Annotated in this window: 12 protein-coding genes; 9 read left to right on the top strand and 3 right to left on the bottom strand. The window is 39.9% G+C overall.

Annotated features, from left to right (window positions below; genetic code table 11):
* The first annotated feature begins 22 nt into the window (after positions 1-22).
* Genes J4861_RS07570 through J4861_RS07555 form a run of 4 tightly spaced genes read left to right on the top strand, consistent with a single transcriptional unit; the run spans position 23 to position 2,329 of the window.
* Positions 23-487, top strand: coding sequence for a hypothetical protein (locus J4861_RS07570; protein WP_211817484.1), 465 nt, complete (start codon positions 23-25; stop codon positions 485-487).
* 15 nt (positions 488-502) lie between these two features.
* Positions 503-1,390, top strand: coding sequence for a hypothetical protein (locus tag J4861_RS07565; RefSeq protein ID WP_211817483.1), 888 nt, complete (start codon positions 503-505; stop codon positions 1,388-1,390).
* A 5-nt stretch (positions 1,391-1,395) separates the two neighbouring features.
* Positions 1,396-1,881 (top strand): S24/S26 family peptidase, encoded by a 486-nt coding sequence (locus J4861_RS07560; RefSeq protein ID WP_211817482.1) that lies wholly within the window; start codon positions 1,396-1,398, stop codon positions 1,879-1,881.
* 43 nt (positions 1,882-1,924) lie between these two features.
* The gene (locus tag J4861_RS07555; RefSeq protein WP_211817481.1) at positions 1,925-2,329 is read left to right on the top strand and encodes a PqqD family protein; all 405 of its coding nucleotides are present in this window, start codon (positions 1,925-1,927) and stop codon (positions 2,327-2,329) included.
* A 406-nt stretch (positions 2,330-2,735) separates the two neighbouring features.
* Here J4861_RS07555 and J4861_RS07550 read toward each other — a convergent pair whose 3' ends face one another.
* On the bottom strand, positions 2,736-4,925 hold the full coding sequence (locus tag J4861_RS07550) for a S9 family peptidase (protein ID WP_211817480.1): 2,190 nt from the start codon (positions 4,923-4,925) through the stop codon (positions 2,736-2,738).
* Positions 4,926-4,980: 55 nt separating this feature from the next.
* Between J4861_RS07550 and mnmL the strand changes: the two genes are divergently transcribed.
* Complete coding sequence (gene mnmL / locus J4861_RS07545) at positions 4,981-5,892, top strand: tRNA modification radical SAM protein MnmL/YtqA (RefSeq protein ID WP_211817479.1); 912 nt, start codon at positions 4,981-4,983, stop codon at positions 5,890-5,892.
* Complete coding sequence (locus J4861_RS07540; protein ID WP_211817478.1) at positions 5,889-6,194, top strand: DUF3592 domain-containing protein; 306 nt, start codon at positions 5,889-5,891, stop codon at positions 6,192-6,194. The genes mnmL and J4861_RS07540 overlap by 4 nt, the downstream gene beginning before the upstream one ends.
* A gap of 378 nt (positions 6,195-6,572) precedes the next feature.
* Here the strand turns inward: J4861_RS07540 and J4861_RS07535 are convergent, their stop codons facing one another.
* Entirely contained in the window at positions 6,573-8,453 is a 1,881-nt protein-coding gene (locus J4861_RS07535; RefSeq protein WP_211817477.1) for an IS1634 family transposase, read from the bottom strand.
* A 271-nt stretch (positions 8,454-8,724) separates the two neighbouring features.
* Here J4861_RS07535 and J4861_RS07530 point away from each other — a divergent pair, with 271 nt between their 5' ends.
* Positions 8,725-9,483, top strand: coding sequence for an IS110 family transposase (locus tag J4861_RS07530; protein WP_249110783.1), 759 nt, complete (start codon positions 8,725-8,727; stop codon positions 9,481-9,483).
* Complete coding sequence (locus J4861_RS13395) at positions 9,404-9,760, top strand: transposase (RefSeq protein WP_346267022.1); 357 nt, start codon at positions 9,404-9,406, stop codon at positions 9,758-9,760. The genes J4861_RS07530 and J4861_RS13395 overlap by 80 nt, the downstream gene beginning before the upstream one ends.
* A 267-nt stretch (positions 9,761-10,027) precedes the next feature.
* On the opposite strand, the gene J4861_RS07525 is transcribed toward J4861_RS13395, so the two are convergent.
* Entirely contained in the window at positions 10,028-11,077 is a 1,050-nt protein-coding gene (locus J4861_RS07525; protein WP_211817476.1) for a glycerate kinase family protein, read from the bottom strand.
* A gap of 95 nt (positions 11,078-11,172) precedes the next feature.
* Between J4861_RS07525 and sppA the strand changes: the two genes are divergently transcribed.
* On the top strand, positions 11,173-12,951 hold the full coding sequence (gene sppA, locus J4861_RS07520; RefSeq protein WP_211817475.1) for a signal peptide peptidase SppA: 1,779 nt from the start codon (positions 11,173-11,175) through the stop codon (positions 12,949-12,951).
* Positions 12,952-12,954: the final 3 nt, after the last annotated feature.

Below are 12,954 nucleotides of genomic sequence, written 5' to 3'. Positions count from 1 at the left end.
CATTGTAAGATATTAATTTAAGATGAAATTACGTCAGGTATTAATTATAGCAGTACTCCTGCTGGGATGGGTAAATAGTAGTAACGCAAAAGGATACAAGCCTGCAAAGGTATATATGTTTGGTTTTGCAGCCTCTTTTAATGATTCAACGGTTTATATGACCAATATTCAGAAGGTGGATGCCTACCTTGCAAACGACCGTACTAAGTTCCTTGCTAATCGTGAAGACTACTCATATCAACTCCGTTATTACCTTCAGAACAATGGTTTGGTAAGCTATCCAACTTGCGTTACGATGTATGCTGAGAATGAGAATAAAGCTATGAAACAGTTCACAGCTTTGAAAAATAAATACGAAAAGGGTAAGAAGAAATATATAGTTAAGTCTATCTCTGATGCAGAGTTCAGCTATAAGACTATAACACCAGACAACTATACTTCAAACGAAGAGACACAAGTGAATACTAAAACCATAAAGTCAAAGTAAGCAGAGCCTCTAAAGATGGAAATAAATAACTTCAGAATAGCTGACTTTGACATACAGATTATATTCCGTGAGACTGATGTCAACGGAATGCACTTGCTAAGTTCGTTTGAACCTTTCAGAATCAAAGAGGTTTCAGAGAATGTCTTTTTCCGCTTAACGGTTGACGATACGCTTCGACCTGTTCCAAAGGAAAGGAGACAACGTATCCGTGCTTTCGATACAGGAAATGGTGATACCATTGTTGATCGTGTTGATGATGGTAGCTATCAGTATATTATCAAGGACATTAATGGCTCTGATTGTTGTCTGCTACAGAGTAATAAAGACTTCTCTGACTGTCGTTGTGCACTCAATGGCAACAAGAATATGCGCACATTTGGACTTAATAATGCATTGATGCTTATCTTTGCCTTTGCTGGTGCACATAAGAAAACCTTGCTGATTCACGCATCCCTTGTTCGTAACAATGGCTATGGCTATGCCTTCATTGCCAAGAGCGGAACAGGTAAGTCAACCCAGGTTAGTATGTGGCTACGCTATATTCCAGGCAGTGACCTCATGAACGATGACAATCCTATCGTGAGAATCATTGATGGAGAAACATGGATATATGGTAGCCCATGGAGTGGTAAGACACCATGCTATCGCAATATCAAGGCTCGTTTAGGTGCTATCACACGTATTGACCGCGCTACAACAAACTCTGTTGAGAAGCCCACTCCTATTGCAGCATTTGCTTCACTACTCCCCTCTTGCTCCAGCATGAAGTGGGATTCAGACATTTACAATGGCGTTTGTGATACTATTACAAAGATTGTAGAAGCTGGGAGGATATTTACGTTACATTGCTTGCCTAATCAAGAAGCAGCAGAGGTGTGCTATCAAACCGTAACGAAAAGATAAAACTTATGTCAAAAACAGTACTTACTACTTCTGAAATCCAGTTTGCGAATGCAGAGTTTCTACCAGAAGTTGTCAAGATGTTAAATGAAGGACATACTGTTACGTTACGCCTTCGTGGCTATTCTATGCGTCCTTTCCTTGAAAATGACCGTGACAAAGCTTTGCTTGTCAAGCCTTCCACAATAAAAGTTGGCGACCCAGTCTTAGCGGAGATAACACCACGACACTTCGTCTTACATCGTATTGACAGCATAGAAGGTGACAACGTGACCTTACGCGGTGATGGCAACCTTGGTGTTGAGCATTGTAAGAAAGAGAATATCGTTGGAGCAGTCATTGGTTTCTACCGTAAAGGACGAAATAAGATGGATGCTACAAATGCTTGGAAATGGAAGTCATATAGTTTTATTTGGACCCAACTCCTTCCTATCCGGAGATATTTATTAGGCATTTACAGACGTATCTGGATTCCTATTTTTGGCACCATTTAATGGAATATAAAAAGAAAGACAATAATATAAACTATCAATAAGAATGAAAGTAAAGAATGGCTTCAACCTCCGTGAAGTATGCGGAGAACATATTATCGTTGCAGAAGGAGATGAGAATATTGACTTCAGCAATATTATATCTATGAACGAAAGTTCTGCATACTTATGGGAAGAGGTGCAGAAGATGGATTCTTTTACAGTAGATAACCTCGTAGAGTTAATCTGTAGTCAATATGAAATTGACGAGGACACAGCTCGCAAGGATGCTACAATACTTGCTGCACAATGGGGAACTGCGGGTATCATTGAGGGTGAAGACATCCCTGCAGATGATTCTGCTGTTAAGAAGGAAACAATCTCTGAGAAAGTTGATTCTAAACACCTCGAGGCAGCTACAAGCGAAGAAAATCCTAAAAAGAAAGGCTTCTTTGAGCGTCTCTTTGGTTAAAGAGCAAACTGAAAACAATTATAAATAAAAAACTCGGACACTGATTATATCAATTCAGTGCCCGAGTTTTTTATTTATTAGTGCTATCTGATAGAACTTTGAATAATATATTCGTCCATACGACATCACCTTTGATTTACAGTTATCTGATAGAACAACTCCTTTCTACCAACAATTTGTTCCCTGATAATATCATATTGCACTACACAAAGTACTCAACACCATTGGTGTTTACCATCCGCACATGACGTGTTAAGCATCAGCACACTATGTGTTGAGCATTAACACATCAGTAAAAGATGAGTTAAAAGACTCTTATCATCATCATAATATGAAGTAAGACACGCATGGTTCATTTATACATAAGGGTGCTTAGCAAACAGCATAGTTCTTTTATCAGCGCCTATTACAGATTCTCGATAAACCATTCAGCAACCTGTTTCAGAAGATGATTACGTGTATTACCCCCATAAATACCATGGTTACGATTGGTATAAAGATTCTCTTTGAAGTCCTTATCAGCTTGAACCAAAGCCTCAGAATACTCAAAGGCATTCTGTGGATGTACGTTATCGTCCGTTAGCCCATGACATATTAAGAGTTTACCATGAAGCTTCTCTGCTCTATTGATTGGATTAATAGCATAACCAGCAGCATTCTCCTGTGGTGTACGCATATAACGCTCAGTATAAACAGAGTCATAATAGCGCCAGTTCGTTGGTGGAGCAATAGCTACACCTGCCTTGAACGCATTGCGTCCCTCGCTCATACTCATCAATGTATTGAAGCCTCCAAAGCTCCAACCCCATATTCCAATACGCGAAGCATCGACATAACTTTGCTTGCCCAACCACAATGCAGCTTCTGCCTGATCCTTTGATTCCAAATCACCAAGCTTCAAATAAGTACACTTCTCAAACTCTGCACCACGCGCACCAGTACCACGACCATCTACAGTAACAACGATATAGCCCTTTTGTGTTAAGTAGTAGTCAAACATTGCACCACTACCCATAGACCCAACGCCCCAGTTGTCGACAACCTGCTGACTACCCGGACCACTATACTGGTGCATAATTACAGGATACTTCTTTGTTGCATCGAAGTTAGCAGGCTTCACCATCCAGCCATTAAGTTTCACACCTTCAGAGGTTGTAAATGTAAAGAATTCAACACCAGTGTTGCCATACTTTGCCAATTTTGCCTGCAATTCATCATTATTCAACACCTCTCGTATCTCCTTACCTTTGTTATCATAGATAGCAAATACGTATGGGTGGTTGCTATCACTCCATGTATTGAGGAAATACTTATAATCACCAGAGAACGAAGCAACATTCCATCCCGCACGAGCAGAAAGACAAGTCAACTTACCCGACTTATCTGCAACATATATTTCACGCTGCATTGGCTTACGTGCTGCTGCTTGGAAGTAGGTATTTCCAGTCTTCTCATCATATCCATAGATTTCTGTTACGTCATAGTTTCCCTTATCAATCTGACGTAAAAGCTTACCATCCTTATTATACAAGTAAAGATGCATATAGCCATCACGGTCAGAAGGAACAAGAATGTAATCCTTCATGATACTGATTCCCTCCATAGCTTCTTCCTTTACATACTTTGGTACACTCTCCTTTATCAGTAGTTTACATGTACCTGTGAGAGGATTAGCAGCATAGAGATTCAACTCGTCCTGATGACGGTTCATTGTATAGAGGATAATTCGATTTGCATCAAAGGTAGACTTGATGCGTGGAATATAACCATCTACCGCTAATGGTAAATCATATTTACGCACAGTACTATCACTCAAGCTATAAGACCATGCACTAACCTTTGAGTTTGCTTCGCCAGCCTTTGGATATTTATAGCTGTAATCACCAGGATAGATATCAAACATATCATATGCAGGGTGAGAACCTTTGTAAAACTGTAGGGTATAACTCTTTACCTCACTCTCGTCATATCTAATCCAACTTAGCGTCTTGCTATCTGCACTCCAAGCAAGTGCATTATTAAAGCCGAACTCCTCTTCGTTAACCCAGTCAGGCAAACCATTGATTACCTTATTAAACTCACCATCCGTTGTAACCTGCTTTACGCTCTCTCCATCTGTAATATAGATGTTATTCTGATGAACATAAGCGATCTGACGACCATCTGGAGAGAAAGTAGGAATCTGCTCAGAGCCATCTTTTGACAGTTTCTTTAACAGTTTTGTCTTTACATCATAGAGATAGAAGTTTGCTGTAAACGAACGACGATAGATACGATTTGTATTCGTTTGTAATAACAGTCGACTTCCATCTGACGAGATCTGATAATCATCAAAAGAGCTTAATTGCTCACCTTTTGCATCAGCAAGGTCAAAAATAACCCCTGTAGAGTTACCAGTTTTAAAAGAATATTTAACGACCTGACGACCATCAGACGAAATTTGTGCATACTCCGAAGTCCCTTTTAGAGGATTAACACCCGAGATACGCTTAGTTGCAAATGTGCCATTAGTAATGTCTTTCAAAGAGATAGGTTCTCCAGCCATCAACTGAAGTACGGTTAGCACTGTTGCACACAGAAGTAATATACGTTTCATAAATTCAAGTTTTAACAGCACAAAAATATAAAATATTCCGTATATTTGCAAAAGAATGGAACAATATTATTGCGATTTCGGGAACTGGTTGCGCTCTCAGTTCCCTTATAAAGTACAAAAGATATCAGTTAATGCTGGCTTTACCTGCCCTAACCGAGATGGTAGGATTGGGCGTGGCGGTTGTTTTTACTGTAACAACCAGACGTTCAACCCAGCCTATTGCGATAATGGAAAGAGTGTAACCCAGCAGCTTGAAGACGGCAAACGATTCTTTTCTAACAAGTATCCTGAGATGAAATATCTTGCTTATTTCCAGGCTTATACCAATACTTATGGCACTAATGACTATATTAAAAGGCTCTATGAGGAAGCACTTGCCGTAGAGGATGTAGTCGGACTCGTTATCGGTACGCGTCCCGACTGTATCAATGATGACCTCTTAGACTACTTTGAAGAACTGAATCGCCGCACATTCCTCATCGTTGAGTATGGTGTGGAAACCTGCAATGATGAGACATTACGATTGGTAAATCGTGGTCATAACTTTGCTTGCGCTCGAAAAGCTATTGAGGAGACTGCCCGACGTGGTATCCGTGTCGGTGCACACATCATTCTCGGTCTACCTGGTGAAGATGCAAAAGAGAGTTTAAGACAAGCCCCTATCATCTCTTCTCTTCCCTTAACGACATTGAAGATTCACCAGTTACAGATTATTCGTAGGACTCGGCTTGCAAAGATGTACGCTGAAAAGCCATTTCACCTTTATACAATTGAGGAGTATATCAAACTCATTGCAGATTACATTAGCCTTCTCCGCCCCGACCTTGTTCTCGAACGCTTTGTCAGTCAGAGTCCTCCCGACCTCCTCATAGCACCCAAATGGGGACTGAAAAACTATGAGTTTACACATCGTCTTCATAACTATATGAAGGAGAAGTTGAATAATAAAGCTCAATCAGACAAATGAAAAGAAAGCATCAACGCTCAATAGCCTATCTTGTTATCGCACTTTTAGGAATCTCTTTATGGCATGTATGGAAGAGTAGCAAGATTGCTGAGAACACTAAAGGTGTAGTCAATAGGCTTTATAAAAATCGTGCAACTCCATACTACTCCTATTCATATAACGTAGATCAGAAGACCTATGAAGGTAGGGGTAAACAATATGGAGAATATGAAAGTCTGCATATTGGTGACACTATCACCGTTTATTATCAAAGAAGTAACCCCAGTAACAGTGAAGCTTACGTAAGAAATAATAAACAATAGCCATAATCTTATGCCTATTCTTATATTTGACTCTATCAAAATATGGAGTGATAAAAACAAACCTATTACATAATAAGGCACACGGATAAGCAGAGAGAAGACGGAGTTAAAAACAACAAATGGAGGTTCCAACGAAACAAAAAAGCGATAGAGATGTTCTACACAGATTACTAACATCTTTGTTTATTCTTGCCAAGAAACATTGCAATTATGCTCCTTTGCCCCCTAAACCTTCGGTAATACTATGTAAATTTTAACGTAGAAAGACTAAGAAATATATTGACAAAACAGTTAAAGCAAAGGTGGAAAAATAGCCTAACCCAAGTTTAACACCCACTTCGCCTAATTGTTACTGTCACCGTACTTTCCTCGTTTTTCTTATGGGCTCTGTGTCCTACAAATTTTATTCTTTTTGAATGGTGAGTGTTTTAAGTTCAACTTATCGTATATCTGTTTTGCTTGCTTTGAAGGACTACTACATTGGCGCATCTCGATGGTTTCACCTAATGGATTCTTCCCTTTTGTAGTGACAAGCTTTTGGGTACTCATACGTCGTACTATCTCGGTCCAGTAACAGGATTCTCCTTCTCGTTTTAATTGACAACGGATAGTGTTTACCACCCAGTAGGCTAATAAACCGAAGAAAAGGTGTGCGTCGCTTCGCTCATCTTTCTGATGATAGATTGGACGGAGGTTGAGATCATTCTTTAGTTGTCTGTTCGTACATTCTATCTCACGAATGAGATTGTAGTATTCCCATGTTACACGTTCAGAAAGTGTCCTGACATTGCTGCGGAGGAAATAGACTCCATGACCAGATTCCATTGCCGAGAGGTCTTTTATCTCCCAGTCTACACGCAGCATCTGCTTGGGTTTCTTCTCGTTTTTTATGTAGCTTATCTGGTAGAACTTCGCTATAGAAGGGTACTTCTGTATGGCACGTCCTGTACGTTCAACAACCTTTTCATAGGTCTTTGTTCCACCTTTCTTGGAGATTCCTTCGTTTATCCTCTGCAGTTCCATCTCAAAACGCTCTCTCCAAACCCTGTTCATGGACGACTCTGTCATAGCTTTCGAAGGAGATGTTATTTCGAGATAATAATCCTCATCATCCTCTGTCTTAACCTCTTTCAGCGTTATCTTCTGTCGACGGGCATCCATTACTGTAACGCTCTTGTTATCATCACTGAGCGTATAGTCCTTCATTTTCGTACGGGATACGCAGAGATAATTGTAACCCTTTTTCTTTATTAACTCCAAGTTCTCTTCCGTGGCAACACCTGCATCCATGACAACGAGCGTATCCTTTGTTCTTGATGGATTCCTCTTTGCCAGCGTATCAATCATATTGGGTAGAGACTTGGGATCTGCTGTATTACCCTCTAAGATAGAAGAATAACGTATAAAACCTTCTTTATTGATACATAATGCAAGTACAAGTAGCTTACAGTCAGAGCGTTTTTCTTTTGAACGACCGAACTTGGCCTTGTTGCTGTTACGCTTGCTGCCCTCGAAATAGAAGTTGGTTAAGTCGAAGAGCATCAACTTGTTGTCTATATTAAAGAGAGCGTCAGTAATGCTGCACAGATGATGCTCTAACTGTTCCTTTAGTTCATATAATTTATCAGTGATTTTATACAGAGAATTGATTCCTGGTGTCCAGCCAGGAACTCCACTATAAAGTTCAGCGGCAGCCGAGTTATCGCGCAAATAATAATAAGATGAACGTTCAGAAACTGCATATACCGTGCGAACAATCAATGCTGACAAAGCCGTGTGTATCGCATTCTCCGTCCACCCGTTTTTGCGCAGAAAACCCTCTAATTGTAGCTTGTCTATTGTCTGCTTGCAGAGCCACTCTGCACCAACATTCCTTGCGTCAGTATAGTTTGCCGTCTCAAGGTCAATATAGTTCTCATATTTTCTCAGCGACTTCTGCTCTTCCTTATTAAACCGATCGATTCCACCTTCTTTCTCCATACGGATCCACCATTCGTCAGCCTTTGCCTGTTCAATAGGAGTAAGACCGTCAAGATGTTCTTTGAAAAGCGAGGGTGTACTTCTATTTTTGAAGCGTTCGGTAAGAGCGTATGCAATTTTTCGAACCTGTACAGCAGTAAGTGAAGGTTCGAACCCGATATTCAACAGAATTAGCGAATGTACATGACCCTGCACATCACGATATGACTCCTTGATGCGATAATAAGGAGCCATGTCCCCTGTGGCAGGGTTGAATCGTGTCTGTACATTTGCGTGCATGAGTGCAAAGTAACTCTAAGTTTGCAGCAAGAAACTTAAAGAGGGTATAAAAATCCTTTAGAAAACAAGGTTGATTCATTACCTTTGTTGTCAAAAGGAAGAACCAGCCTACAGGATAGGGAAACTTTAAAGTAACAAGGAATTCAAATCCAGCTTTTGCTTTAGTCCATCCTGTATAGTTGCAAAGACCTGATAGAAAGTCTAGGCTGCGAGCCTATTTAGAGTTTTGAGTCCAACAACTATTGGCTAGCCTTCCATAAAATGCAAAGATATGAAGAAAGTTTTAATTGGCATTGATTTCTCAAAAGAAAAATTCGATGTAGCTATTATCGTTAAGTCTACATCTATGCAAGTGCATGCAGTGTTCGACAATAAAGTGAGTGGTTATCGTAAGATGATTAAGTGGATTAAGTCTGTGGTTGAGGAAAAAACATGCTCCTCTTGGTTGTTCTGTGGCGAAACTACGGGTGGATACAGCCGTATGATGAGCGACTGGCTATATGCTCAGGGGTATGACGTGTGGATAGAGAATGCACTAACCATCAAACGCACATTCCCTTTGAAGCGTATAAAGAATGATGCTGTTGACGCATTTATGATTGCTGAGTATGCTCTCCGCTTTGAGGATAAGGCGCAGTTATATGAACCCTTAAGCCCTGCTTTGAGTGGATTACGGGAACTTTTCTTGTGTCGTCATCACCTTGTACGTCACAGGTACAGCTTTCAAGTAAGACGAATTGAGAAACGTTTTACACAAGAGAAATCGCCTATCAAGAATACTATATCTCAGAGTGCCAGACATATCATTACAGAGATAAATAAGGAAATAGCCAAGTGTGATGAAAAGATAAAGGAATATATCGAATCAGATGACCAACTCTATAGTATTTTTGCCATTGTCACATCTATGCCTGGTGTTGGGACTATCAACGCTGTCAGTTTAATGGTATATACGAACAACTTTACGCGAGTTCGCATACAACCCAAGAAAGATTGCTTGCTACTATGGTATAGCACCTTTTGGACGTGATTCTGGCACAAGCGTACACACTGATCCACGAGTGGGCTTTATAGCTAATAAGATGCTCAAATCGCTCCTCACACAGGCTGCATTAGCCGCTGTACGAACTTGTCCACAGATTGCAAAGTATTATCAAAGGCTTATAGAACGAGGAAAGAAACCGATGGTTGCACTGAATAATGTCAAGAATAAGATGATTGCCATTATAACAGCAATGGTCAGAAATGGTTGCATGTATCAATCTGACAACATCTGCGTGGCAACGCAAAGTGTAAATGTTAAATAAATAGTTAAAATAAGAAATATTGGAGGTTTTTGACATAGAAAGCAAAATAATTTTGATATGGCTGTGTCCTACAAATCAGATTTTACTCCTCGCAACAATACCCTACACTTGATTATCAATCATTTATCAAATTGATACTACACAAAACATCCCGAAAATTTATGAAAAATAATTTTGCCGGTTAAACTTGGGTTAAAATAACAATGGTAATGTCACTAACTTTTGTCTGCTTTATTACTCCGCATATCGGAAACCTTAATTAAAATATTATAGCTGCATAATAGCTTTTTGGATATTATCTTTTGCAACGTTAGGCTTCATTGCTTCTGTAAGCATCATATCCTTTGGTGTAATACATTGGACTTGTGAGAAACCTGCTTTAAGTAAAGCTGCCGCATCCTTTATCTTCCCGGCTATAAGCATAACAGAAACATTCTTGCGAAGACCATATTCTAAAACCCTTATCGGTATCTTTCCCATTAATGTCTGACTATCTGCGCTACCCTCCCCTGTTATAATCAAATCTGCATCTTCTATAAGCGAATTAAAATTGACAGTTTCTAAAAGTACATCTGCACCCGACCTCATCTTGGCATTCATAAACTGCATAAAAGCATAACCCAATCCGCCTGCAGCTCCAGCACCGTTATTCAAAGAGCAATCAAAACCCAACTGAGTAGCAGCCATACGCGCAAAAGTATGTGCTCGACGATCCAAACAGACTATCATTTCTGGTGTTGCACCTTTCTGTGGACCAAACACTCCAGCTGCTCCATGTTCACCATACAGAGGATTATTTACATCTGAAGCTAAAGTTATATCTAAATCTCGTAAGAATTTATCACGCCAATTTTTACCAAAAATGTCTTTCAAAGCTGCCAACATACCAAGTCCGCAATCGCTTGTAGCTGACCCTCCAAGTCCGATAATAAACTTTCTAAACCCTCTTTTAAGTGCATCTGCAAAGAGTTCACCTAATCCATAAGTAGTTGCACGTAAAGGGTTCAATTCATGCGACTTGAGTAGGTTGATACCACATGACAAAGCAGATTCTATAACGACCATATTATCAGCACATACGGCATAGCTTGCTTGAATAGGTCGCATAAGTGCATCGTGGCAATTAATAGTAATCTCCTTACAGTCGAATAACTGTAAAAAGACTTCTAACATTCCATCTCCTCCATCCGTGACAGGAATCTTTACAACTTTAATATCCTGCCACCGCTCACGAAGCCCCTGTTCAGCAGCATCTTCAGCTTCAACAGAAGAGAGACAACCTTTAAAACTATCTATAGCTAAAATAATATGCTTCATATTGACTGCAAAGTTATTAAGAATTCATGAATAATTTGGTTTTTACATCTATTATATATATCTTTGCAAGATAAACTGTAATTATATACGTCTTTATGAAACAATTTTTCAAATTTGTTTTTGCTTCTTTCTTTGGAATGATGTTGTTTAGCATCGTTACAGGACTCTTTGCATTTTTCACTATTGTTGGTATGATTGCATCGCAGGATACAACCAAAGAACCTGAAGACAACTCAGTACTTGTATTGAATCTTTCAGGACAGATGTCAGAGAGAAGTGAAAACAATTTTCTTAGTCAGCTACAAGGTTCTCAAATAAATAGTTTGGGTCTTGACGATATGCTTGAAGGAATCAGAAAAGCTAAAGACAACGATAAAATAAAGGGTATATACATCGAAGCAGGTGCGTTTGCGTCTGATTCATATGCTTCTATGCAGGCATTGCGTAAAGCACTACTCGATTTCAAGAAGAGTAGAAAGTGGATTATTGCTTACGCTGACACCTATACTCAGGGTACATACTACTTGTCGTCTGTTGCTGACAAGGTCTATCTGAATCCACAAGGACAAATTGACTGGCACGGATTAGCTTCTGAACCAGTTTTCATTAAGGACCTCTTGGCGAAGTTTGGTGTAAAGATGCAGGTAGTAAAGGTTGGTGCTTACAAAAGCGCAACCGAGATGTTCACTGGCGACAAGATGAGCGATGCTAATCGTGAGCAAACATCAGCCTATTTAAACAGTATCTGGGGCAATATTACAAAGGAAGTTGGCGCAAGCAGAGGTTTGTCAGTAGTACAACTGAACGCATACGCTGACAGTATGATAACCTTTGCTGACCCACAAGAATATGTAAAATTAAAGCTCGTTGATGGCTTAGTTTATACAGACCAGATAAAGGGAATCGTGAAGAAGCAGTTAGGTATTGAGGCTGATAAAGACATCAATCAGGTTACAATTGCTGACATGGTGAACACTGAGGACAAAAACCAAGGTGATAAGGAAAATGAAGTTGCAGTCTACTATGCTTATGGTGATATTGTTGATGGTGTTGTAGGAGGTCTCTTCTCACAAGGTCATCAGATTGACGCACAAGTTGTTTGCAAGGATTTGGAGAAATTAGGAAAAGATAAAGACGTTAAGGCTGTTGTCATACGTGTCAACTCTGGCGGCGGCTCCGCTTATGCATCAGAGCAAATCTGGCATCAGATTATGGAACTGAAGAAGTTAAAACCTGTCGTGGTTAGTATGGGTGGAATGGCTGCTTCAGGTGGCTATTATATGTCAGCTCCAGCCAACTGGAGTGTTGCTGAACCTACAACAATTACAGGCTCTATTGGTATCTTTGGTATGTTCCCTGATGTTAGCGGTCTGCTAAGAGAAAAATTGGGTTTAAAGTTTGATGAGGTTAAAACCAACAAATATTCAGACTTCGGCACACGTGCTCGCCCATTCACAGAAGAAGAAATGTCATATCTTAGCCAATATGTAAACCGTGGCTATAAACTCTTCCGTCACCGTGTGGCAGAAGGACGTAAGATGACTGAAGAACAGGTTGAGAAGGTAGCACAGGGGCATGTGTTTACTGGTCAAGATGCACAAAAGATAGGACTTGTTGATCAGCTTGGTGGATTGGATGTTGCTGTAGCAAAAGCTGCACAACTTGCTAAACTACCAAATTATAGAAAATGTGCTTACCCAAAGGAGCCTAACTTCTTAGAGCAAATGATGGATCAAACGAATCCTAATAATTACCTCAGCCAGCAGTTACGTGCTAACTTAGGTGACTATTATGAGCCTTTTACACTCTTGAAGACTATCGACCAACAGAGTGCAATTCAGGCACGTCTGCCATTTTATCCTAATATCCATTAATCA

This window comes from Prevotella melaninogenica (assembly GCF_018127925.1).
Classification (GTDB): domain Bacteria; phylum Bacteroidota; class Bacteroidia; order Bacteroidales; family Bacteroidaceae; genus Prevotella; species Prevotella melaninogenica_C.
Note: the sequence above shows the minus strand (reverse complement) of the source record. Positions and strands in the feature narration are given on the sequence as shown.